Here is a 22,300-nt window from a genome sequence, read left to right as displayed (position 1 = left end):
GCGGAAGCGCACCTCCATGGCAAGGGGAAAAGGCGAGAAAACTGCCCCCATCAAACACGCCCGCCGGCATGCTGGGTCGATGCTTGAACTGCGCAACCTCTGCTATCAGGCGGCCACCGCGGCCCAGCCAGTGTTGCGCGGGGTCAGCCTGCAGCTGGCGGTGGGACAGCCAGCCCTGGTGGCCGGCGGCAGTGGCAGTGGCAAGACCACCCTGCTCGAACTGATAGCCGGTCTGGCCGAACCCAGCAGCGGCCAGGTGCTGTGGGAGGGGGAGGCCCTCAATGCAGGTCAGCGGCGCTGGCTCTGTGGGCTGGTGTTTCAATTCCCGGAGCGCCACTTCCTCGGGCTGAGCGTGGGCCAGGAGCTCAAACTCGGCCAGCGGCGACTCACGGCCGAGGAGGCGGAAAAAACCCTGGTGCAGGTTGGCTTGGGGGGGCTTTCGCTGCAGCAGCCGCCTGAGCAACTCAGCGGCGGCCAGCAGCGGCGGCTGGCCCTTGCGGTGCAGCTGCTGCGCAACCCCAGGGTGCTGCTGCTGGATGAACCCACCGCAGGCCTCGACTGGGCGGTGCGGGGCGAAATCCTCCAGTTGCTGGCAGGCCTCGCCCGGGAGAGGGCCGTGCTGGTGGTGACCCATGAACCCGAGTTGTTCGGGGGGGTGATCAACGGGGGCTGGCGGCTGGAGCAGGGCGTGCTGGAGTCGCTCTGCCGAATTCCTACGATGGCCCCATCCCCGGGAGGCAAGCCTTGAGCGACCAGCTGCTGAGGGCTACCGCCGCCGGAGGCGGCATTCGGCTGGTGGCGGTGAGCAGCGGCCACACCAGTCGCATCGCCCGCGAGCGCCATGGGCTCTCCTACCTCACCAGTGCCCTGCTGGGCCGCGCCATGACGGCCGGGCTCCTGCTGGCCAGCTCGATGAAGGTGGCCCATGGCCGCGTCAACCTGCGCATCCAGTCGGATGGCCCATTGCGGGGGCTGATGGTGGATGCGGGCCGCAACGGCACCGTGCGCGGCTATGTGGGCAACCCGGCCCTGGAGCTGGACCCGGTGACGGGCCCCGACGGCCTGGCCCACTTCGACTTCCGCAGCGCCTGCGGCACCGGCTACCTGCACGTGGTGCGCGACCTGGGCGAAGGCGAGCCATTCAGCTCCACGGTGGAACTGGTGAGCGGCGGCATCGGCGACGATCTCGCCTCCTACCTGCTGCACTCCGAGCAGACCCCCTCAGCAGTGTTCGTCGGCGAGCAAATAGACAGCAACGGCGTGCGCTGTTGTGGCGGCGTGCTGGTTCAGGTGCTGCCCAAGGCGGCCCACGAGCCGGCCCTGGTGGCCCTGCTGGAGGAGCGCTGCCGGGAAGTGCGCCACTTCAGCCAGCGGCTGGCGGAGTGTCAGGGCAATCTGCAGGGCCTGCTGGAAGCGATCTTTCCCGACCTCGACCCCCAGCCCCTCGAGGCCGCCACGGGCTGCACGCCGGTGCGCTTCCACTGCCGCTGCAGCCGCGAGCGCAGCGTCAGTGCCCTCAAACTGCTGGGCCGCGATGAGCTCAGCGAGATGCTGGCGGAGGACGGCCGGGCCGAACTCACCTGCCACTTCTGCAGCGCCGTCTACGCGGTAGTCGCGGCTGAACTCAGCGAACTGATTGCGGAATTGGCCTAGCTCAGCCAGGACTAGCTCAACCCAGCCATAGGGCCCCTAGCAGCAACACCAATAGGTCCGGCAGGCTCTGCACCTGCAGGGGGCTCAGGGGGAGCCCCAGGGGCAGGCTGGCCGGCAGGGCGGCGGTGAGGATCGCGCCGAGCAGCAGGCCCAAGCAGAGCAGGCCAAATCCCCAGCCAACGGCCGCCAGGAAGCGCCGATGGCGCCACTGCAGGTTGATCACGGCCATGGCCGTCGCCAAGGCCAGCACGAGATCGGCAGGGAAGCTGGGTACCAGCAGCAACAGCAGCAGCAAGACTGCGGCACTGGCCAACGGAAACCAGAGCTCCCGGCCACTTGCCAGGGCCAGGCCTGGCAGGGCCAGCCGGGGGGCGGCCATCCGGGGCAACTGCAGCTGGGGCAGGGAGGGCACGGCCAGGCGCGGTGGTGGTGGCGCCACCTGTTCGCGCTGGGAGGCCGTCTTGGCGGCCGTGCTTACCCGACCCTGTTGGCGGGCCTTGAGCCTCTCCATCAATACGGAGTCGTAGGCGGCCTCAATCCGGGAGCGGGCCATGGAGTCATCGCCCACCTCATCGAGTCGGGCCAGCTTGGCTGCCTGCACCTCATCGAAGCTCGCATCGGCTGCAACGCCCAGCCGCTCGTAGGGGCCGGAGGATTCGGCGGCCGGGGTGGGCTGATCGGAGCGTTGGGACATAACAGGCCTGGGGAATGGTCAGAACGTTCCCAGTAGGAAGCGTATCGAGGCCTGGCTAAAACAGCGGTTCACTGCAGTAAAACCCGGCCTCCTGTTGCAGCTTGCGGCGGCAGCGTTCGGCCTCCTCGGCGCCCAGCCTCTTGCGGTGCTTGAGCAGGGGCAGCTGGGGCGGCATGTGGCTGCCTTCCCGCATCTCCACCGTGGTGGCGCCGATGGGCCCCTGGGCTGGCAGGAAACTAACGTAATCGCAGCCCCCGTCCGGGCGGGGACGCACCAGCCAGAGTGGCTTCGGCATCGCTGTGATGGTTCGTTACTTTTATTCTGGCGCGCGTGGCTGCCCTGCGTGGCTAGAGGGCGATCGGCTCCACCCCACTCACCACCGGGGCCACACCGCTGAGCTCCAGGTCGGGATGGTCGTCGCGCAGCTGGCCCAGGTTCCAGTCGTTCTTGAACAGCAGCACGGGCCGGTTCCAGGCATCGCGCACGGTCTTGCAGTTGAAGATCCGCCCCACCTGCTCCAGCGCCGGCCAGCCTCCCAGCACCCAGCGGGCAACGGTGAAGCCGAGGGGCTCAAGGCGCGTCTGCACGCCATATTCATGTTCGAGGCGGTATTGGACCACCTCGAGCTGCAGCTGGCCCACCGCCGCCAGGATCGGATCGCGCTTGCTCTCGTCGATGTCGTAGAGGATCTGCACTGCCCCCTCCTCCCGCAGTTCATTGACCCCCTTGCGGAAACTCTTAAATGCCGAGGGGTTGGGATTGCGCAACCAGGCGAACAGTTCGGGGGTGAAGCAGGGAATGCCCTCATATTCGATGCGCGGGCCCACATAGAGGGTGTCGCCGATGGCGAACATGCCCGGGTTGTTGAGGCCGATCACATCGCCGGGGTAGGCGTCGTCCACCACCTCCCTGTCCTGGCCGAAGAGTTTCTGCGGCCGCGACAGGCGGATCGCCCTGCCGGTGCGGGCGTGCTGCACCGTCATGTCCTTCTCAAACTTGCCGCTGCACACCCGCACGAAGGCCACCCGGTCGCGGTGGCGGGGATCCATGTTGGCCTGCAGCTTGAACACAAAACCGCTGAAGCCCGGCCGGATCGGCTCGATCACCCCGGCGCTGCTGGGCCGGGCCGCGGGCCGCTGGGCCAGCTCCAGAAAGGCATCGAGGAACGGCCGTACGCCGAAATTGGTCATCGCCGAACCAAAGAAAACAGGAGAGAGTTCACCGCCGTGCACCAGCTCCAGGTCGAGGTCGGCACCGGCCCCCTCCAGCAACTCCAATTCCTCGAGGGCCTGATCCAGGAGTTCCGCTTCCACAGCCCCTGTTTCGCGGGCTTGCTGCACCGAAAGGGTTTTCTCCTCACTGGCCCGGCCGCGCTCGGCCCGTTGAAACAGGATCAGGTTGTGGCTGCGCCGATCAATCACACCGCGAAAGCGGTCGCCACTGCCGATCGGCCAGTTGACCGGCCAGCAGGCCAGGCCCAGCTGTTGCTCGATCTCATCGAGCAACTCGAGGGGCTCCCGCCCCGGCCGGTCCATCTTGTTGATGAAGGTGAAGATCGGGATCTGGCGCATCCGGCAGACCTCGAAGAGCTTGCGGGTCTGGGGTTCGAGGCCCTTGGCGGCGTCCTCGAGCATCACCGCGTTGTCGGCGGCGGCCAGGGTGCGGTAGGTGTCTTCCGAGAAGTCCTGGTGGCCGGGGGTGTCGAGCAGGTTGATCGTGTTGCCCGCATAGTCAAACTGCAGCACGGTGGAGGTGATCGAGATGCCCCTCTGCTTCTCGAGCTCCATCCAGTCGGAGGTCACCTTGCGCTGCTCCCCCTTGGCCTTCACCGCCCCGGCCTGTTGAATCGCCCCGCCGTAGAGCAGCAGCTTCTCGGTGAGGGTGGTCTTGCCGGCGTCCGGGTGGGAGATGATTGCAAAATTGCGGCGGCGGGCCACGGCCTCAGCCAGGGCCTGCAGTTCGGGGGAGGTGGTGGTGCTGGTGGTCATCAGACCAGCCTGACAGGCAAGAGCCAGGCCAGGCCGCGCTGGCTCGCTCCCATCCTCCTTCTGGCGATGGCCCTGGCAGGCTCAGGCTGCACCGCTCCGGTCAGCCAAAGGGGCAGCCCAACGATGGCGCTAATCCGTTCCCGGGGAGAACTGATCTGCGGTGTGGAGGGCACGATGCCGGGGTTCAGTTGGCTGGGCCCCAGCAACCGGGAGCAGGGACTCGATGCAGACCTCTGCCGGGCCGTGGCGGCCGCCCTGCTGGGTGATGGGGAGCGGGTGCGCTTCGTGCACCTCAGTGCCGCCGAGCGGTTCGCAGCACTGGCGAGCGGCGAGGTGGATCTCCTGGCCCGAAACACTTCGATCAGCCTGAGCCGCGATGCGGCAGGGGGGAACGCCGTCAGCTTCGGGCCCATCGTGTACTACGACAGCCAGGCCTTACTGGTGCCGATTGATAGCGGTGTCCGCTCGGCCGCAGATCTTGCCGGCCAACCCATCTGCGTAGTGACTGGCACCACAACGGAGCAAAACCTGGCGGACTGGGGACGGCGTAATCAGATCAACCTCATCCCACTCAAATTCCAGACCCACGACCAGAGCTTCACCGCCTACCTGCAGGGCCGCTGCCCAGCCGTGACCAGCGGCCGGGCCCTGCTAGCTGCCCGCCGCAGCAGCTTCCGCCTTCCGCAGGCGCATGTGCTGCTGAAGGAGGAACTGAGCAAGGAACCCCTGGCCCCGGCCACCCGCCAGACAGACCCAGGCTGGGCCGATGCAGTGCGCTGGATTATCTACGCCCTGATCAGGGCAGAGGAGCTAGGCCTGAGCCAGGACAATCTGAAGGCGGAGGCGGCCGCAGCCCGCCGCGATCCGCGCCGGCTTGAGCAGCGCCGATTTCTGGGAGTCGGGGCCGACCTTGGCCTCCCCCTGGAGCTGCCCGCCGATTTCGGCGCCAGAGCGGTAGCTGCGGTCGGAAACTATGGCGAACTGTTTGAGCGCCATCTGGGGCCCCGAAGCCGACTTGGATTGCCGCGGGATCGGCATCGGCTGGTCGATGCTGGGGGTTGGATGCAGGCGCCGCCGTTCCGCTGAACAGCGCAGAGCGGTGCGCGTCCGATCGCTAAGGAATCACTTGAACGTCGCTGGTTGGCTATTTGGGATCGATCGATCAAGACCATGCCTAACCAAGCCGCCCCCACACCTCCAGGTAGCGCTCCTGTCGCGGCGCCACTTGGAGCTGGGCGCCCAGTCCGGCGTGCTGCAGCTGCTGCTCCACCTCCGCCACCGTGAAGGCCGCATGTAGAGAAACGCGGTAGTCGCGGCGCAGCACCTCGGGCGCTCCCTCCGTCTGGGAAACCACCAGCGCCTCCACCGCCTCGGCACTGGAAGGACGGCGCAGGTCTTGGATGTACACAAAGGCCCCCGGGGCAGCCAGCTGGGCCACCGCCTGCCAGAGCACCGCCGGTTCGTGCAGGTGGTGCAACAGGCTGTTGCTCACCACCATTGAGAAAGCTCCCTCCCACTCGCCCGGATCCACGAGGGGCAACAAGGCCTGCTCAAACAGCAATCGGCCGGCCAGCTCCGGTTCGATCGCCGCCCGCTTGCGGGCCACGGCCAACATCTGCGGCGCCCCATCTAGCCCAAGCACCGCGGCATCGGTCCAGCGCCGGGCCAGGTGGAAAGTGATGTTGCCGGGGCCGCAGCCCAGGTCCACCAGCCGCGGGCCGGGATCCCCTCCACAGAGCTCCGCCAGCCGCTCGCACATGGCCTGGTCAGAGTCGTTGAAGTCGGCTGCGGCATAGGCCCGCACCTGCTCAAGGTCATCCATCAACTCGGGCTCAGGGGTTCGCTCCAACGCCATCTGCCCAGCCCGCCACCTACAGGAGCCCAGTGTGGCCGGCCCTGGCAGGCCACCGCCGGTAGTGGCATCGGCCGCTTGCACACCCCATTGGTGGCGTTAAGGTTCGACTCATTGTTGGGCAGTGCCGCCAGTGACCCTCTCCGCTACACCGCCGCCAGCCGCCAGTGAGGCAAGGGATAAAGCCGCAGCTGAGAAGGCTTTTGCCGGTGCTGCCGGCAGCCCGGCGGGAGAGGCCCACGACTTCCCGGCAACCGCCCCGGCGGCCAATCCGGTTTTCTATCGCACGTACAGCCGCAAGACCGAGAGCGGTCGCGAGAGCTGGCACCAGGTGGCCGAGCGCAACCTCGAGGGCCTGCGCCGCCTGGGCGATCTCGATGGGGCTGAAGTTTCCCTGCTGCGCCGCATGCAGCAGCAACAGAAAGCCCTGCCCTCGGGCCGCTGGCTGTGGATCGGCGGCACCGAGTGGATCGAGCAGCAGCAGAACTTCTCCGGGGCCTACAACTGCACCTCCACCAACCTGGTGGACTGGGAAGCCTTCGGGCTGATGATGGACCTGGCGATGATGGGCTGCGGCACCGGCGCCATCATTGAGCCCCACCTGATTAATAGGTTGCCGGCGGTGCGCAACCAACTCAGCATCACCGGCGTCACCGACATCGGCGCCACGCCCGCGGGAGCGCGCCAGGAGCACACCAGCCACAGCATCAGCGGCAACAAAGTGGCGATCAAGGTGGGTGACACCCGCCGCGGCTGGGTGGACAGCTATCAACTGCTGCTCAGCCTCTGCAGCGACGAGCGCTTTGACGCCACCAGCCCGATTGAGATCAGTGTCGATCTCTCCGACGTGCGGCCCGTGGGCGAAACCCTCAAGGGTTTCGGTGGGATGGCCAATCCGGTGAAGCTCAAAGACCTCTATGGCCGCGTGGCCCAGATCCTGGGCAGGGCCCAGGGCCGACAACTCACCTCGGTGGAGTGCTGCCTATTGATCGATGAGGCCGCCGTCACGATCGTGGCCGGCAACATCCGCCGCAGTGCCGGCATGCGCCAGTTCTGCGCCGAAGACAATTCCGCCGCTGGCGCCAAGGAAAACCTCTGGCAACAGGATGGCGAGGGCAACTGGAGCATCGATCCCGAGCGCGATGCCCTGCGCATGGCGAACCACACCCGGGTCTTCCACAGCCGTCCCGATCGGGCCACGGTGCTGGAGGCCGTCAACCAGCAGTTCCAGAGCGGGGAGGGCGCCATCCAGTTCGCTCCTGAAGCGATCGCCCGCTCCAATGCAGACCTGCTCAGCACCCCGGAGCTGCGGAGCGAATTCATCGATATCTACTGCGACCAGGGCCGGGAGCAGGCCGGCCGCTGGCTCACCACCCACCACCCGGAGATCAGCGCCGCCGAGCTGGAGCACCGTCTCGGCCGCTATGGCCTCAATCCCTGCGGCGAAATCCTCGGCGCCGATTTTCACTGCAACCTGGCCGAAATCCACCTCAACCAGATCGATCCGGCCGACCTGACGGGCCAGGAGGAGGCCTTCACCGCCGCCGGGCTGGCTGTGGCCTGCCTGCTCAACCACCGCTTTGAGGTGGAGCGCTACCGCCAGAGCCGCGCCTGGGATCCGATCGTGGGGGTGAGCTTCACGGGCCTATTTGACTTCTTTGTGCACGCCTTCGGCACGCCCTGGCTGAAGTGGTGGGAAGCGGGCCGGCCCGACAGCGAAGCGGGCCTCTCCTACAAGGCCCAGGAGGCCGCCTACCTGGGCCGCTGGAAACAGATTGTCGATACGGCGGTGTGGGACTACTGCGATCGCCACGGCCTGCGCCGCCCCAACCGCTGCACCACCGTGCAGCCTGCAGGCACCAAGAGCCTGCTCACCGGCGCCTCCCCCGGCTGGCACCCCCCCAAGGCCCAGCGCTTCATCCGCCGCATCACCTTCCGCAAGAACGATCCAGTGGCCCTGGCCTGCATGGACTACGGCTACACGATCGTGCCTTCCCAGAGCGACAAGGACGAGCAGGGGCGCCTGCTGAATGACCCATTTGATCCTCGCTGCACCGAATGGCTGGTGGAGATCCCTACCGAGGTGAGCTGGGCCAACATCCCCGGCGCCGATGCGGTGGAGATCAACAACTTCTCCGCCCTTGCCCAGTTTGACTTCTACATGCAGGTGCAGAAGCACTACACAGCCCACAACACCTCAGCCACCGTCGAATTTCGCGAGCACGAGATCGAGCCCCTGGCCGATGCCATCCACCAGGCGATCGCCCAGGGCCAGGGCTACATCTCCGCAGCCCTGCTGGCCCGCTTCGATGCCAACGCCACCTTCCCACGGCTCCCCTTCGAACCGATTGATCAGGCCACCTACCTGCGCATGAACGAGGAGGTATGCGCCCGGAGGCGGGTGGAATGCTTCTTCGAAGCCCTGCAGCGCTACGACCGTGGTGAGCTGGTGGAAGCGGGCCCGGCGGGCTGCGACTCCGACAAATGCTTACTGCCGCTGGCTAAACCCGCCAACTAGGCCAGCCCATGGGATCATGGGGCTTGGTTGGGCAATGCCGCAACCAACCCCTGGAGAGGTGGTCGAGTGGTCGATGGCTCCGGTCTTGAAAACCGGCGAGGTGAAAGCCTCCGTGGGTTCGAATCCCACCCTCTCCGTTGAAACAAGGTATTGAGACGTCCCCAAGACTCCAGAAACCAAGCCATGACTGAGTTTCTGGGAACGCAAAGTCCAGGCCAGTCTCACTGGATACCAGGTAGTGCATTGAAAGTGTTGGTGTAGATGTTGGTGTAAGCTTTTGAGATGTTGGTGTATTGAGTTTTGCCCTTAACCGACGCTCAGGTCAAGGCAGAAAAATCAGGCCATAGCAGACGACGCATTTCAGATGGCGGGGGTCTTCTGCTGGAGGTAGACCCCGCTGGCGGTAAATACTGGATTTGGCGTCACCGTTATCCTCCGACCAAGGACGGCAAACAGCAGGACTACCGCATCGGTCCTTACCCCAAGGTCTCCTTGAAGAAGGCACGACAGATCAGGGATGAACAGAAACGGCTGATGCTTGGCGAGCACATAAACCCCTGCACCGCCAAAAGACAGGAGAAGGTAGAACGCTTTGCTGCTCAGAAGGCACTCAGCACGTTTGAGAGCATTGCTCTGGAATGGCAAAGTATCAAGGCAGCAGGGACCTGGAGCGTCCGTCACGCAAGTGACGTTCTGCTCAAACTCCAAAAAGACGTCCTCCCTTCTATTGGGTCAGTGCCAATTAAGGACCTCACCACTCAAGATTGCCTTGGAGTGCTTAGGGCGATTGAAAAGCGTGGTTCACCGGAACAGGCGAAGCGAACTCTTGGTGTTATCTCTCAGGTCTTTGACTACGCATCAGCACTGGGTTTATGCCCATTCAACCCGGCCTTGTCATTGAAGCGTCACGCCCCAGTGAAACAGACGGTGGAGCACTTTCCTTCTATCTCGTGGGATGAAGTACCTGAGTTACTGGAGAAGATGAAAGCAAATCCTGGGGGTGCAGAAAACTTGACGCTTGATGGGCTACGAATGTTGATGCTGACCTTTGTGAGAACTACAGAATTGATTGCTGCGGACTGGAATGAAATTAACTGGGAGCAGGAAGTCTGGACCATACCAGCAGAACGAATGAAGGGGAAACGTGGATCCAGAAAAGAGCACTTGGTTCCGCTGTCAAAACAAGCATTAGAGGTGCTGAGGTCAATTCATATGGTCACGGGGCCTGACGGTTTGATTTTTAAGAGCATCAGGACCAGTACTGGATACATTAGCAATAATACGCTAAATATGGCGTTGAAACGAATGGGGTTTGATGGACGAATGTGCGGCCATGGATTCAGATCACTTGCACTAACCAACATCCAGGAACGATTGAAAATTGATCTGAGGGTTGTGGATCGGCAGCTAGCACACATTGAGAAGAATAAGGTCACTGCTGCCTACAACCGTGCTGAGTATTGGGATGAGCGAGTGGCAATGATGCAGCAGTGGGCGGACTTACTGGATACTAAGAAACAGTAGTTAAGGTTGCTGTCATCCTTTGGCTGTTGAAATCTGCTCAGAAATCCATTTTTGAATATCAGCTTCCACCCAGACCACGAGGCGTGGTCCAAGAGGAATCTGCTTTGGAAAGGTGCCCTCAGAGATGCGAGCATAAATTGAGGATTTAGAGAGCCCAGTTGTGGACTTGACCTCAGGAAGACGAAGTAGCTTGTGTTGAAGTTTATTCATGATATTGGTACAAATGAGTCATATTATTTTACACCAATTTGGTTTATTTGTCAAGCATTATGACTGGCATGTGCTGTTGGTTGAATGGTCTCTTGTCAGAAGGTTGGTGACAAAAAGATCACCAATTAGCTCCCCAAACCAGTCACAATGGAGTCCTACATCCCATTCCCCTGGGAGATTGACCCCGAGATAGGTGAAGCCTTCCCATTCAATGGAGATGAGTAATCGTTCAACTTCTCACGGTGAGCAAGTTGAACTGAGTCAGGTAAGCCAATGGATTTTTACTCCTCATCTTTTAGATTCAATTCTGTGAAGATCTGCCCATTCGGCATCCTCCCATACTTGGCAATGTAGTTTCTGGCTTTCCTCAGCTCATATTCATTTTTGTGAGCTGTTTTTCGCTGTTCCTTTTCGCTCAGCAACTGTTCACGAACACTCTGAGGCAGTGGACAATTGAAACCTCCACCAGCCAGCTCACCTGCCCTCCAGCGAGCCTCCAAATACTCTTCGGCTACCGAATTACCCCTAACAGCCAGAAGCAGCTTGTAGGCCGTTGTAGAGGTCATACAGGAGCAACAGTGAAACACATACCCCATGTTGTTTGGGTTGAGGTATGCAGGCTGGTAGGGGACCTGAGAATTTCTTTTTTTCGTGGAAGAGCAAAAGGGGCACTTGCCCACCCAACTGCTTGGGTGAACTCTTGAATATTCTTGGTCCTTCAGAATTCCTGCAAGATACTGCTTATCAATTTCTTTGATCTGATGAAGCATATGTGGTGTGATATTGACCTCTATCCCATAAGATCCTTTGGCATCTGAGTAAGAGTAGTTTTTCCCTTTCATATTATTTTTACGTCTTTAATCATTATACATTAACTAATCTATGCTGTCAAATGTTACGGAATGCTAACAGCAATACGATATTCAATCTTTCTTGTCTAAATAACAGAGTCATGGGTAACATTAATTCTTTAGTATTCTTAAGTAATCTCTAGAGTAACTTAGAGCCTCTCTTGACGAAAGATTGAAAAATTCAATTTTAAATGCTAAATAAATATATGTAGAAGAGATGGTGTAAGCCTTCACTCTATCAAAAAAATAACAATAGTATTTAGAGGATACATCAGTATGTACACAAGAACTCAAGACAATTCAAAAGAAATTCCTTTGAGATACCAAATTTCTTTTAAGGAATCAGAAAAAGGTTTATTGAAAATGGAAGATGAATTAATGAAACATTTTAAAATGGGAAGAAGTGATTTACACAAATATTTTTTAAGATTTAATTATAATCTATTAAAAAATCCAAACTCATTTATTACGCTATAATCATGAACAATAAAAAACTCATTCAAGCAAGGCTTGACTATCTGTACAAGGAAAGAGAATCGGTAGAGGCATCTGGATACCGAATAGATCCTGACCTTAGAAAAATTTATAAATTTATCAATGAAGAAATTCAGAATCTTCAATTGATCATGTTTGAAGATGAATATCAAAGTTTTAGCGATAGGTTGGAAGAAATATTTAATACTGGACCAGCATTCCCCTTAAAGGAGAAAGATAATGTTGTTTGTTGATTATGTTCATCTACTTTTTCAGTGTTATTTGCAAGATTCGGGTTATCTTCAAACACTTAGGGACAAAATAAAGTCACAAGAATTCAATAAAGACCAGATGTATGACCCAGCATTTGAGGACTGGAAATCAATAGATCCAAGAAATCCAGAGACCCATCATGGAAACAGGATAAAATTCCACCCCAGCCCACTTGATCCTCAACAAGGTGTTTATACCTATGAGCAAAAGGAAGATGCCAGGAGACGCTTGAAGGTAATTAGGGAGTGTCTACAAAGAGGAAGAGATCGTGATAAGCATTAAAAATCCAAAAACTGAGAAGTTTATTGATGAGATCCTCCAGCGGACCAAGTATTCAACACCATTAGAATATTTGGAAGCAAGGATAAAGAGCGACTTTGAGGCTGTGATTAAAAATAAGAAGTTAATTTAGGAGGAAATATGATTACTTTTAAGGAGCTGAGGAGTCGCTTGGCGGAGGCCACCTGTGAGCCAGTTGATATCTATGATCTTCTGGAAGAATGGTTCAATCTGTTTGAAGATTCAACATTCTACATTTATAGAGTTTCAACGGGAGCAGTATTGGCAACTAATATTCAAGGTTTTGAGGCGGCAAAAGCAAAAGCAAGTCAACTTAGAAAGTCACTTGGACTGAAATGGGATGATGTAAAGTTTAAATCAGAACGCTCAAGAGCACGAAGCACTTTCGGCGTGGGTAACAGTGGCAAGTTCACGACCAGCATTGGGCAGAAGTATCCCGTTGAATACTCCAGTAACTACAATCCCAGTAAACGAGGACGATTCCGTACTTACACGGATGCCCAAGGAAATACACATGACATTGACTGACGCTGTTCTCCCTATCTGCTCATTGGCATTAAGATAGGTTGAATAGTGAGATCACTTTTGTGAAGTGCCGAGTACAGCTATATGTCGCTGGGAAGGTGTTCTATGAGGAGGTGGAGGCTCGGGATTACAAGGAGGCCAGGGAGGTAGCGTTAGCACGGAACCCCAATTCCAAGGTCATGGGTGTCACCTCGCTCCTGTGACGCCGTTTTGGGAATTCACATCCCCGTAAAAGTGAGCAAAGGCAGCGCCGCTGACCTCCTGAGGCACGAATAAGCAGCGACTCTCCTGGGAAATCCACAGAGAGCACATCTCAGAGGGCAGGTTACCCCCCGTCAAGGAAGACCCCGCTTGTGTGCCAGATGCTCAAGTGGAGTAGGGGGTGCTTTCTCTTTCCGACCGCAATCCTGGCGCTTACTTATGTATGCCGAAATACTCCTGTACTCATCTCAATGCTTCAGGCATCTCATCTGACGAGAACCTTGAGAAGCACTGGTGTAACTGAGGTCTACTATAGGCATGTAACACCCTGCTGAGACAGATCCTCCCTCTTGCCGTCATAGGGTCTCACTACTTGCCCGTCCGTTGTCGAGCAATCTTGTGGGCAAGGGGTTGACATGATGGCGAAAATAAGTTATTCTTGTTTAGCAAGCGACAACAACTCCAGCAACCAAGCAAAGGGAGAAACGCTGTCTTGTCGGTGAACAACCGCCGTAATAACTAATACCAAACCTGCTCGGATGAGTACTTATAAACCTACGCCCTGGAGGCACTATGAACAAACTCGTCAATCCCATTGAATGGGAATATCATTTTACTTACAATGTTCCAGTCGCTATTGACGCTGATGGCAACATCGAGTGGAAAGAGCATTGTGAATATCGTATGATTACCCTTCCCGCTAGCGTAGAGGATCCTTCTAAGTTTCTCAAGAAACTTGTTACGATGATCAGGCAGACATCATCGATTTTGCTTAGTTTAGTAAAGTCGACGCCTAGACATTAACAAAGAAGTCAAAAGATTTCTCTCGGAAGTAGTTAATACTCTTCGCCCATACACCACTGATGGAGAGGTGACTGTCATTAACAACGGTCACCTCAAAATCAAAGGTAAATATCTGTCTGGCACCCGTTCTTTTGTTTTGGGCACATCGCCCAGTGACTACAAGTGGAAACTCAATGCCAAGACGATGCTGAAGCGTTTTATCTACACAGCAATCCTTAGCAGTTCATCTGCCTAACCGATCAAATCCAACAAGCGCCCATCGTCATTCACCAGGCGATGGCGCTTTTTTGTTGATTCAGCACGTCGCTGAGCAACCCGATAAGCATCCGCCTGGTTTTGCTTGGTCTGGTAGTGATGCCAGTTGCCGTTTTGGTCTTGCCATTCAATGTTGATGCTCATCGCTTCATCCCCACAACTCCAACCCCAACCCCGCCAATGCTGCCGCCCTTCTCAAGCAGGAGGAAGCAGCAACCTCAGCAGCAGGCGCCTTGGATGCCGACTCCAGTGGTTCCGATGCCACCGCTGAGTAGTGGAGCAGGTCTCCATCAGCGGTGGGGATGGTAAGGCGCCCCGTCACGACAACGGCACCGCCAACCTCCTGAACCGATTGAACCTCCCAGCACCAACCAGGGGCACGGTGGTGAAGGTGGCGAGCAATGGTGTTCCAGGGGCAGTAGGTCAGGGTTGCTGTGCCCTGCTTTCTGGTCTTCAGATGCCTCGGGTCAATGGGTCTTGATAGATCCGCCAGCGTTTCGGCAGTGGGTCGCAGCGAGAACTTGACGGCAGTGGTTGCCTGAATGCCGTTGCTGGATGTCTTGAGCATTGGATTGACTCTCTGTGGAGTTCAGTGCTTTGAGTATAGCATAAGACACTGGCGAGTCCTCGTTAGGTGCTCTCCTGCGTCAAACACAGATAAGTGCTCACTAGCGGTTGTGCTCTTCCATCCCGTTGTGCCTGACCCTGAAGACCCTTAATCGCATCCCGAACTTCTGGGTCGTATTCCCAACTGGTTCGTGACCGCTGCTTGAGAACCCATCCACCAGGGGCACGAACACCAAAGCGGAGTTCGGCATCGCCAAAGGTGCTCAGGAGTTCAGCATCAATCACTTGCCGCTCCTGCTCAAGGGTCTTGATGGTGCTTGTGACCTCTACCCGTCTGCTGAGAAGTGCATCAGGCGTGAGGTCAGCAAGGTGAGGGAATGGATCTGGGCGTTCAGGCGGGAGGGTCTTGATAACCCGCTGAAGATCAGAAGGGGAGATTGGTGGGGTCATAAGAGATCATCGTCATCAATGGCACCTTCTTCCACCAGTCGGGCGTAGTAGAGGTCAATAGCGTCTTCCACGATTGCCGATAAGGTCGTTGGTTGGTTGATGCGTCTACGGAATCCTTGGATCTGAGTCACAAGACCCATCGTTTCATTTGGCAAACGCACAGAGAATTGCTGAGGTGCGTCTGGGTGTTCGTGTGCCATTTCTGCTGGAGCGTGTGGTTTGATTCTGGCGGGGAAGACCACCAGCACCAGCAGCGATAAGAAAGCGCATTTGGGATCCTCTATTGGGATTCTTGGAAAAGGTGTTGGAGGAGCGAATCTCTTTGGATTTCTTGCTCCTCAACACCGCAATCATAGCACCATATCAGGGAGACATGGTGCTGAATGCTCAATACCCATTATGTGGTAACAAGTTTGGGCGCCCCCTGCGTTGCGACCACCTCCAGAGCAACCGCATCCAGCACCTGATCGGCGGTGGAACGGTGGGCGGTGGGGGTCAGATCACCAAAGCGGGCGTTGAGTGCCTGGGAGAACAGATTCGTGAACTCGGTGCTTACCGACGAGGCGAGGATATCGGCGCAAAATGCCCAGTGCTTGACCATCACCGCATTGGTGAGGTTGCCGTCGGTAGCAAGATCGGATGACTCCTGTTCCCACTGGCAGACCTTTTGGCGGATGGCGGAGACGATGACATCATGAGCAACATTGATGGTGCTCAGGTCAATAGCGGAGAAGTCGTTCGGCATTGGTCTGAACCTCTGTGGGTTTCTGGTGAGTGGTTGAGAGGGCGGATTTCTAATGAACCTCTTGCCCTCAACGCAGTGATCATAGCACAAGGAACTGAGCAGCAGGTGCATAACGCTTAGAAACCTGCGAGATGCCTCAGTGGATTCCACTGTATGTATCGCTACGACATCGTTTCAGATTTGCTTTAGAAATGGGGTCGTAAGCGCAGTCGGTATGGTCGCAACTGGTTTCCCATCACTTCTTGCCTTGGTCGCCCTGGTGGGGTTTGTCGTGGTTCAAGCAGTGCTTAGGTTTGGTGCCTAACACTCTGGTATCTGTGTCTGGCACGGGAGCATAGTCAGCAAGCACTGCTTTGCCCAGCCAGACGAACCCATCAGCTGAATCGCACGAGCTCCTCCCTCGATCTACATAGAACACCTCAATCGCTGAGTTGCAAATTCAGCGATCAGGGTTCTTAGTGGATGAATGGGCTGTGCAATCAGCTTCCAAGCGGTCATCCTCTGACTGCTCCTGTTCACCCTCCAGAAAGGGTCACAGGACCTCCTGAGTTACACCACTCAAAGGGGTGCTACCAAGGGCATCTTGCAAAGGTCTTTCCCGCAGCAAATGACAAGGTGCAGTTTTTTCTTGTTTGATCTGGTGTGAGTTTAAAAACGTTAAGAGATGGGGGCAGAGGTTTGGCTACATAGTTTTTCGGGGGGCTTTTGGGTGGTGCAATATAAGAAGTAATAGTTTGCTTGGGAGGATTGACCCTAGTTACACTTGACTTAGTAGTATAGATTAGACTACTGGGATTACTTCTGGCAGCGAAGGCCACTTGAGCATTTGCGCTATTTAATTCGCCAGTCAATGCAGAGGCGCAAACCAGCAGTAATGGTATACATCTCTTCATGTTTAGAAGCTTCATCTGTGAACTTTTGAAGTCTAAGCCATCGGAAGCTTAACTGTCTATACTGATAAGCGCCTAGGCTTTGTCTGATCTCACGGTGCCGCTTTCCATCAGAAATACTTATATGGGCTGCGCGGAAAAGCTTCGTCTTATGCCGTTTCTGCATAAAAGAATGGCCGTACTGGCAACAGTTGTTGTCGCTCTGTCTGGAATTTTCACTTTAAACCGATTCTTGCTAGCTGGAGTTTCGAATGGTTACAGCAAGGATTGTCTGGTAGCCAAAAAACTAGACCTTCAAGAGTACCTTAATCTTAGCGGACTGGTTAGTCCCAGTATTTCAGTTAATCTTACATCTGAACAAACAGGCCGCGTATCCCAATTGCTTGTCAGGGAAGGATCTAGTGTGAAAATGGGCCAGATAGTTGCCCTTTTTGATAGCCACGATATTGACGCACGGATACAGAATAAAAGGCAAGAGTTGTATGCGCTTAGGCAACGAATGATCCGCCTTCAAAAGCGTGCTGAACGAGCTTTTCTACTCTCAAAAAATGGAATTATGCCAATATCCGACACGGAAGATGCTGAGGCCCAGGTCTTCGAGAGTCGCGCTGATCTTGCAAGATCCGAGTCGGAGCTTCTGGTCCTTGAGAGGGAGCAGTTTAGCAAGGTTATCGTATCCCCCTTAAACGGTACTGTCGCGCAGATATTTGCATTCCCAGGTACTTTTGTCTCGCCGATGACCTCCGCATCGGACTCTGACCAGTCGACCAAAAGTACCATTATGCAAATCTACGGAACTCTTCAAGTAATCATAAACTCTCCAGAGTCTCTGGTATTGGATATTGTCAACTCTGTAAATATTGTCGTTTCCCCGACAACCGATCCTAAAGTCCTAGTCCCTGCCAAAGTTGAGCGCTCCATGCCTTACGTTGTTATGACTAGCGATAAAGTCAGCGCAATCCCTATTCGTCTTGACATTTCTGACTCTCGCCCTTTCTTGCCTGGTATGAATGTTGACATTTCGATCGCCAAGGCCCCTGTAAGTGGTGTAGGAGTGAGGACCTATTCGCTTGTCAAGCAGCAGGGTCGGGATGGCATCCTCTCCTGCGATTCTTCCCTGACTTTCAGAGATGTTGATGTGCTTGGTGAAGCCAATGGGATAAGCGTTGTCCGCACGTCTAAACTCATAAAAGAAGGTTTTCGCTATTCAACTGTCGGAAAGCCCCCGTCTAAACCGCTTGGAGTACTAGATTTTTTAGGAAAGAATGGTTTTGACAAGATTAAGGAACTTAATCCATTGCGTTGATCCTGGAATTCGTTAGGGCTTTCATCTCTCGATTCGGAAGTATTGCCGTGCCACCAAACCAGGGCAGCAGTTCTTCCCTGCTGGTGGCAGTGGCGGCACCTCTTGCCCAGGAGGTTCCAGTTATGCGGGGTCTGGATACTGCAAGACGCGCTGATCCTTCCGATTCATCAGGGTCTGATTCACCAAGGGGAGCATCTGACCAAGCGGTGTTCTCAATGGGTGCCAAGGCAGGAGGTCAGGCGGGGGTGGTGTCCTGAGGGTGGGTGAGGTGCCTTGAGTGTGTTCTCATGAACACCTTCGGCAATCACCCCATGCCCTGAGTGTAAATGCCTAATAGCGTTGGGGAGTCGTCATGAGCGACGGGAAGCATGTCCCTGGCGGAGTCGAACACGCCAGGGATTTTTTTGTGAACAAACCTTGCCCCTGCTCGCGCTCGATCCCAGTGCCTTCTTGAAATACACGCACTATGGCGGTGTTCGACCCGTCCATAGGTTGAGGAAGCGGGCGGAGGTTTCGTCCCCGTCGCTCACGCCCTGCTCCTCTCTCAACAGCGCCAGGTCTGAGACTCTCTGGGCGAGCACCTGCCTCGATGGCGTTCTCGGTGGGTTGGTCGGCAGGAGGTGGCGGTTGGGTTAGGTGGCGTTGAACCATTGGGCATCCCCGCCGGTATCTAGTGCTGGACTGCCTTTTTGCCATTCGGGCATCCAACACCACATGACTGGGCATCCAACACCACTTCCAACACCCATGCGCGGGTACCGTGTGGCACCATTAGACAACCGCTGACCCACCAATTTCGGTCGCCATCAGGGTTTTGGGAGGTTTTGGGAGGGGGTGACCCCGCCAGAAACCCGTTCAAAACGGAGAGGGAGGGATTCGAACCCTCGACAAGAGTTGCCTCCTGTAACTCCTTAGCAGGGAGCCGCTTTCAACCACTCAGCCACCTCTCCAGCGGCTTGATGAGCTTATCAGTGAGCCCCGGGGGTGGGCCCCTCCCAGGCGGCCTGGGCGGCGGTGAGTCGGGGCAGCCGGTGCTTGAACCCACAGAGGATTTCCCAGGGGATGGTTTGGCAGCGCTCGCTCCAGTCGGAGGGGCGGATCTGCTGGTCGCCGTCCTGCCCCAGCAGGGTCACCACCGAGCCCGATTCCAGGGCCGGGCAGTCGGAGGCATCCAACACCAGCTGGTCCATGGTGATGGCCCCCACCTGGGGTATGCGCTGGCCTTGGAAGAGCACCTCGAGTTGATTCGAGAGCTGTCTGGGCACGCCATCGGCATAGCCGATGCCGACCACGGCGAGGCGGCTTGGCCGGCTGGTGTGGAAGCTGTGGCCGTAGCTCACCCCGGTGCCGGCGGGAACCTCCCTGATCAGGCTCACCCGAGCGTGCAGGGCCATGGCCGGCTCCAGGGGGATGACGCTGGCCAGGTGGGGGGCGGGGCTATGGCCATAGAGGGCGAGGCCGACTCGCACCAGGTCGTAGTGGAGGCCCCCGCTGCGCAGGGTGGCGGCGGAGTTGGCCAGGTGGCAGCTGAGCCCCTCCAGGTTCTGGTTGCCTAGGGCTTGCAACACGCTTTCGAAGCGCTGCTGCTGCCGGGCGGTGAGCCCATCATCCGCAGTGGGTGGGGCATCGGCACTGGCCAGGTGGGAGTAGAGGCCGGCCAGTTGCACGGCGTCCAGTTCGCCAATGGCCGCCACCAGCCTGGGGCCTTCTGGCCAGTCAGCCCCCAGCCGGGCCATGCCGGTGTCGAGCTTCAATTGCAGCTGCATGGGCCGGCCTTGGCCGCTGGCCAGGTTTTGGCAGACCAGGGCTTCGCGCATGCCGCTGATGGTTGGCATCAGTTGCCAGCGCAGGCAGCTGCGCAGTTCTTCGACCTGGGTCAGGTTGCCCAGCACCAGGATCGGCGCTTCGATACCGGCCCGGCGCAGTTCGATGCCCTCAGCCAGGGTGGCAACACCGCACTGGCTGGCTCCGCCGGAGAGGGCGGCCCTGGCCACAGGCACCGAGCCGTGGCCGTAGCCATCGGCTTTGACCACGGCCATCAAGCTGGTTGCTGGGCCTATCTGGCGCTTGAGGCTGCGGGCATTGGCACTGATTGCAGCGGTGTTCACCTCCACCCAGGCCCGCTGACGGGCCAGTCCGGCTTCAGCGGTTTCAGCGCTCCAGCTGGCCTCGGTGGCCTGGGTCACGGATCGAAGGCGAGATTGCGACTAGCATGCCGCCTCACACGGGTGCTGGCATGGGCCAAGTTCTCGTTCTGAATGCGTCCTACGAGCCCCTCAACATCACCACCTGGCGACGCGCCCTAGTGATGGTGCTCAAGGGGAAGGCGGAGGGTCTTGAGCATGATTCTTCCCGTTGGATTCGGGGAGATACCATGCTGCCCACCGTGATTCGGCTGCGTCAGTACGTGCGCGTTCCCTATAAACAGCTTCCCCTCACCCGCCGCAACCTCTTCCATCGCGATGGCCATCGATGTCAATACTGCGGCAGCAGTGCCGACCAGCTTTCGATTGACCATGTGGTGCCCCGCAGCAGGGGCGGGCTCGACACCTGGGAAAATGTGACCACCGCCTGCCTGCCCTGCAACGTGCGTAAGGGCAATCGCACCCCCCGGGAAGCGGGCATGCCCCTGATGGGCAAACCCCATCGCCCCCTCAGCAGCCTTCGCTTCGAGGCCGCTCGCCAGATCTCTGCGGGCCGCAATGGAGAGTGGGCCAAATATGTGATTGGGGCCGCCTAGCTGGACACCTGCTCCGCCAGCTCTTCGAGCTGGCGGCCCTGATCGGCGGCGACGCAGGCGCCGATCAGGTCGTGCAGTTGGCCATTGAGGATGGGTTCAAGCGCGAAATTCTTGCCCAGGCGGTGATCGGTGGTGCGGTTGTCCTTGACGTTGTAGGTGCGGATCTTCTCGCTGCGATCGCCGCTGCCCACCTGGGCCAACCTGGCGGAACGCTGCTCGGCATTGGCTTCGGCCAGCTGGCGCTCGTAGAGCTTGGCCCGCAGGATCTCCATGGCCCGTTCCCGGTTCTGAAGCTGGGAGCGCTCCTGGGTGCAGAACACCCGGATGCCGGTGGGTTTGTGCAGCAGGTCCACGGCCGTTTCCACCTTGTTGACGTTCTGGCCCCCGGCCCCGCCGGAGCGGGCGGTGCTGATCTCGATTTCGGTGGGATCGATCTGCACCTCAACTGGGTCCGCCTCCGGCATCACGGCCACCGTGGCGGTGGAGGTGTGGACCCGGCCCTGGGCTTCGGTGGCCGGCACGCGTTGCACCCGATGCACGCCGGCCTCGAATTTCAGCTGACTGAATACGCCTTCTCCCTTGACCGCCAGGATCAATTCCTTGTACCCCCCAAGCTCGGCTTCGGAGGCACTCACCGGCTCCACCCGCCAGCCCATGCTCTGCGCGTAGCGCTCGTACATGCGGGCCAGGTCTCCAGCCCAGATGGCGGCTTCATCCCCTCCAGCCCCGGCCCGGATCTCCAGCATCACGCTGCGTCGATCGCGCGGATCCTGGGGCAGCAGGGCCAGGGTGAGTTTGGCGCGGAGCGCGCCGATTGAGCCGGCCAGGCAGGTGAGCTCTTCCTGGGCCAGCTCTTCCATGGCGAGGTCGCCTCGGTGCTGCTTCAGCAGCGCCCGGGCTTCGCGCTCTTCCCGTTCGAGCTTTTGGAGTTGCAGGTGGTCGAGCACCAGGGGCTCGAGGCGGGACCGTTCACGGGCAATCGCCTGCAACTGGCTGGGGTTGGATGCCACGGCCGGATCGGCAAGCTGGTGTTCGAGGGTCTCGAAGGTGCAGCGAGCCGTTTCTAGGCGCTCATGGAGCAGGGAGGGATTCAATCAGGCCAGGCCTAGGTATCAGGCTTCCGGAGCTGCAGGGGTAGGTTCCGCAGCGGTTTCGCTAGGGGCTGCTTTTTTGGCGCCAGCGGTTGCACCAGCACCTGAGTCAACCCCACCCATGCCGTATTTGCGCATGAAGCGATCCACCCGTCCCTCGGTGTCGAGAATCTTCTGGGTACCGGTGTAGAAGGGGTGGTTACCGCTCCACACATCAACATGGAGTTCAGGGGAGGTCGAGCCGGTGGTCATGACCACCTCTCCGTTGCAGATCACCTTGGCCTCTGGATACCAGGTGGGATGGATATCAGCCTTGGGCATGACGAAAATGTGGGATTGGCGAGGGGAAGAGATCAGCGCTTGGAGAACTGGGGCGCCTTGCGGGCTTT

21 protein-coding genes and 2 tRNA genes are annotated in these 22,300 nt (G+C 58.0%); 10 read left to right on the top strand and 13 right to left on the bottom strand.

Annotated features, from left to right (window positions below; translation table 11 throughout):
* Positions 1-79 precede the first annotated feature (79 nt).
* Positions 80-748 (top strand): ABC transporter ATP-binding protein, encoded by a 669-nt coding sequence (locus tag KBZ15_RS03345; RefSeq protein WP_255013323.1) that lies wholly within the window; start codon positions 80-82, stop codon positions 746-748.
* Complete coding sequence (hslO, locus tag KBZ15_RS03340) at positions 745-1,653, top strand: Hsp33 family molecular chaperone HslO (RefSeq protein WP_255013321.1); 909 nt, start codon at positions 745-747, stop codon at positions 1,651-1,653. Before KBZ15_RS03345 ends, hslO begins: the two co-directional genes overlap by 4 nt.
* Positions 1,654-1,669: 16 nt before the next feature.
* Here the strand turns inward: hslO and KBZ15_RS03335 are convergent, their stop codons facing one another.
* The 3 genes from KBZ15_RS03335 to KBZ15_RS03325 are packed head-to-tail and all read right to left on the bottom strand — an operon-like array spanning position 1,670 to position 4,335.
* Complete coding sequence (locus tag KBZ15_RS03335; protein WP_255013319.1) at positions 1,670-2,347, bottom strand: CPP1-like family protein; 678 nt, start codon at positions 2,345-2,347, stop codon at positions 1,670-1,672.
* A 55-nt stretch (positions 2,348-2,402) separates the two neighbouring features.
* Entirely contained in the window at positions 2,403-2,642 is a 240-nt protein-coding gene (locus KBZ15_RS03330) for a hypothetical protein (protein WP_254931176.1), read from the bottom strand.
* A 52-nt stretch (positions 2,643-2,694) separates the two neighbouring features.
* Positions 2,695-4,335 (bottom strand): peptide chain release factor 3, encoded by a 1,641-nt coding sequence (locus KBZ15_RS03325; RefSeq protein WP_255013317.1) that lies wholly within the window; start codon positions 4,333-4,335, stop codon positions 2,695-2,697.
* Between the two features lie 123 nt (positions 4,336-4,458).
* Here KBZ15_RS03325 and KBZ15_RS03320 point away from each other — a divergent pair, with 123 nt between their 5' ends.
* Positions 4,459-5,421 carry an amino acid ABC transporter substrate-binding protein gene (locus KBZ15_RS03320; protein WP_255013316.1) on the top strand — a complete coding sequence of 321 codons (963 nt, stop codon included), beginning with the start codon at positions 4,459-4,461 and terminating at the stop codon, positions 5,419-5,421.
* A gap of 88 nt (positions 5,422-5,509) precedes the next feature.
* Here the strand turns inward: KBZ15_RS03320 and KBZ15_RS03315 are convergent, their stop codons facing one another.
* On the bottom strand, positions 5,510-6,190 hold the full coding sequence (locus KBZ15_RS03315) for a trans-aconitate 2-methyltransferase (RefSeq protein ID WP_255013314.1): 681 nt from the start codon (positions 6,188-6,190) through the stop codon (positions 5,510-5,512).
* A gap of 130 nt (positions 6,191-6,320) precedes the next feature.
* On the opposite strand from KBZ15_RS03315, the gene nrdJ reads away from it, so the two are divergent.
* The 3 genes from nrdJ (at position 6,321) to KBZ15_RS03300 (ending at position 10,229) form a co-directional block, all read left to right on the top strand.
* On the top strand, positions 6,321-8,705 hold the full coding sequence (nrdJ, locus tag KBZ15_RS03310) for a ribonucleoside-triphosphate reductase, adenosylcobalamin-dependent (protein ID WP_255013312.1): 2,385 nt from the start codon (positions 6,321-6,323) through the stop codon (positions 8,703-8,705).
* Between the two features lie 52 nt (positions 8,706-8,757).
* Positions 8,758-8,842 (top strand) — tRNA-Ser (locus KBZ15_RS03305).
* 163 nt (positions 8,843-9,005) lie between these two features.
* Positions 9,006-10,229, top strand: a complete 1,224-nt coding sequence (locus KBZ15_RS03300; protein ID WP_255013310.1) for a phage integrase central domain-containing protein — start codon at positions 9,006-9,008, stop codon at positions 10,227-10,229.
* Positions 10,230-10,241: 12 nt separating this feature from the next.
* Here the strand turns inward: KBZ15_RS03300 and KBZ15_RS03295 are convergent, their stop codons facing one another.
* Together KBZ15_RS03295 and KBZ15_RS03290 are read right to left on the bottom strand one after the other, a co-directional pair.
* Positions 10,242-10,439, bottom strand: a complete 198-nt coding sequence (locus KBZ15_RS03295) for an AlpA family transcriptional regulator (RefSeq protein ID WP_255013308.1) — start codon at positions 10,437-10,439, stop codon at positions 10,242-10,244.
* Positions 10,440-10,720: 281 nt separating this feature from the next.
* Positions 10,721-11,281: a hypothetical protein gene (locus KBZ15_RS03290; protein WP_255013306.1), complete on the bottom strand. Its 561-nt coding sequence runs from the start codon at positions 11,279-11,281 to the stop codon at positions 10,721-10,723.
* Between the two features lie 488 nt (positions 11,282-11,769).
* Here KBZ15_RS03290 and KBZ15_RS03285 point away from each other — a divergent pair, with 488 nt between their 5' ends.
* Together KBZ15_RS03285 and KBZ15_RS03280 are read left to right on the top strand one after the other, a co-directional pair.
* Positions 11,770-12,018 (top strand): hypothetical protein, encoded by a 249-nt coding sequence (locus tag KBZ15_RS03285; RefSeq protein WP_255013304.1) that lies wholly within the window; start codon positions 11,770-11,772, stop codon positions 12,016-12,018.
* 469 nt (positions 12,019-12,487) lie between these two features.
* On the top strand, positions 12,488-12,865 hold the full coding sequence (locus tag KBZ15_RS03280; RefSeq protein ID WP_255013303.1) for a hypothetical protein: 378 nt from the start codon (positions 12,488-12,490) through the stop codon (positions 12,863-12,865).
* 1,233 nt (positions 12,866-14,098) lie between these two features.
* On the opposite strand, the gene KBZ15_RS03275 is transcribed toward KBZ15_RS03280, so the two are convergent.
* From KBZ15_RS03275 to KBZ15_RS03265, 3 genes are all read right to left on the bottom strand, one after another.
* Positions 14,099-14,266, bottom strand: a complete 168-nt coding sequence (locus KBZ15_RS03275; RefSeq protein WP_255013302.1) for a hypothetical protein — start codon at positions 14,264-14,266, stop codon at positions 14,099-14,101.
* Between the two features lie 869 nt (positions 14,267-15,135).
* Positions 15,136-15,387, bottom strand: coding sequence for a hypothetical protein (locus KBZ15_RS03270; RefSeq protein ID WP_255013300.1), 252 nt, complete (start codon positions 15,385-15,387; stop codon positions 15,136-15,138).
* 149 nt (positions 15,388-15,536) lie between these two features.
* Positions 15,537-15,884, bottom strand: coding sequence for a hypothetical protein (locus KBZ15_RS03265; protein WP_255013298.1), 348 nt, complete (start codon positions 15,882-15,884; stop codon positions 15,537-15,539).
* A gap of 987 nt (positions 15,885-16,871) precedes the next feature.
* Between KBZ15_RS03265 and KBZ15_RS03260 the strand changes: the two genes are divergently transcribed.
* Positions 16,872-18,080: a biotin/lipoyl-binding protein gene (locus KBZ15_RS03260; RefSeq protein WP_255013296.1), complete on the top strand. Its 1,209-nt coding sequence runs from the start codon at positions 16,872-16,874 to the stop codon at positions 18,078-18,080.
* A gap of 861 nt (positions 18,081-18,941) precedes the next feature.
* Here the strand turns inward: KBZ15_RS03260 and KBZ15_RS03255 are convergent.
* Together KBZ15_RS03255 and alr are read right to left on the bottom strand one after the other, a co-directional pair.
* A tRNA-Ser gene (locus tag KBZ15_RS03255) sits at positions 18,942-19,030 on the bottom strand.
* 18 nt (positions 19,031-19,048) lie between these two features.
* Positions 19,049-20,266 carry an alanine racemase gene (gene alr, locus KBZ15_RS03250; protein WP_255013295.1) on the bottom strand — a complete coding sequence of 406 codons (1,218 nt, stop codon included), beginning with the start codon at positions 20,264-20,266 and terminating at the stop codon, positions 19,049-19,051.
* 50 nt (positions 20,267-20,316) lie between these two features.
* Between alr and KBZ15_RS03245 the strand changes: the two genes are divergently transcribed.
* Positions 20,317-20,820: an HNH endonuclease gene (locus KBZ15_RS03245; RefSeq protein ID WP_255013293.1), complete on the top strand. Its 504-nt coding sequence runs from the start codon at positions 20,317-20,319 to the stop codon at positions 20,818-20,820.
* On the opposite strand, the gene prfA is transcribed toward KBZ15_RS03245, so the two are convergent.
* Together prfA and rpmE are read right to left on the bottom strand one after the other, a co-directional pair.
* On the bottom strand, positions 20,817-21,914 hold the full coding sequence (gene prfA, locus KBZ15_RS03240) for a peptide chain release factor 1 (protein ID WP_255013291.1): 1,098 nt from the start codon (positions 21,912-21,914) through the stop codon (positions 20,817-20,819). The two genes, KBZ15_RS03245 and prfA, sit on opposite strands and share 4 nt — an antisense overlap.
* 18 nt (positions 21,915-21,932) lie before the next feature.
* On the bottom strand, positions 21,933-22,232 hold the full coding sequence (gene rpmE / locus KBZ15_RS03235) for a 50S ribosomal protein L31 (protein ID WP_197147985.1): 300 nt from the start codon (positions 22,230-22,232) through the stop codon (positions 21,933-21,935).
* Positions 22,233-22,300 lie beyond the last annotated feature (68 nt).

The organism is Cyanobium sp. BA20m-p-22, assembly GCF_024346275.1.
Lineage (GTDB): Bacteria > Cyanobacteriota > Cyanobacteriia > PCC-6307 > Cyanobiaceae > Cyanobium_A.
Note: the sequence above shows the minus strand (reverse complement) of the source record. Positions and strands in the feature narration are given on the sequence as shown.

Bases quoted from the DNA above. Each gene is read 5' to 3' on its own strand.
- KBZ15_RS03275 (WP_255013302.1), bottom strand. From the start codon at position 14,266: ATGAGCATCAACATTGAATGGCAAGACCAAAACGGCAACTGGCATCAC.
- KBZ15_RS03245 (WP_255013293.1), top strand. From the start codon at position 20,317: ATGGGCCAAGTTCTCGTTCTGAATGCGTCCTACGAGCCCCTCAACATC.
- rpmE (WP_197147985.1), bottom strand. From the start codon at position 22,232: ATGCCCAAGGCTGATATCCATCCCACCTGGTATCCAGAGGCCAAGGTG.
- KBZ15_RS03345 (WP_255013323.1), top strand. From the start codon at position 80: ATGCTTGAACTGCGCAACCTCTGCTATCAGGCGGCCACCGCGGCCCAG.
- KBZ15_RS03285 (WP_255013304.1), top strand. From the start codon at position 11,770: ATGAACAATAAAAAACTCATTCAAGCAAGGCTTGACTATCTGTACAAG.
- KBZ15_RS03325 (WP_255013317.1), bottom strand. From the start codon at position 4,335: ATGACCACCAGCACCACCACCTCCCCCGAACTGCAGGCCCTGGCTGAG.
- KBZ15_RS03320 (WP_255013316.1), top strand. From the start codon at position 4,459: ATGGCGCTAATCCGTTCCCGGGGAGAACTGATCTGCGGTGTGGAGGGC.
- KBZ15_RS03290 (WP_255013306.1), bottom strand. From the start codon at position 11,281: ATGAAAGGGAAAAACTACTCTTACTCAGATGCCAAAGGATCTTATGGG.
- KBZ15_RS03295 (WP_255013308.1), bottom strand. From the start codon at position 10,439: ATGAATAAACTTCAACACAAGCTACTTCGTCTTCCTGAGGTCAAGTCC.
- KBZ15_RS03315 (WP_255013314.1), bottom strand. From the start codon at position 6,190: ATGGCGTTGGAGCGAACCCCTGAGCCCGAGTTGATGGATGACCTTGAG.
- KBZ15_RS03330 (WP_254931176.1), bottom strand. From the start codon at position 2,642: ATGCCGAAGCCACTCTGGCTGGTGCGTCCCCGCCCGGACGGGGGCTGC.
- KBZ15_RS03335 (WP_255013319.1), bottom strand. From the start codon at position 2,347: ATGTCCCAACGCTCCGATCAGCCCACCCCGGCCGCCGAATCCTCCGGC.
- KBZ15_RS03265 (WP_255013298.1), bottom strand. From the start codon at position 15,884: ATGCCGAACGACTTCTCCGCTATTGACCTGAGCACCATCAATGTTGCT.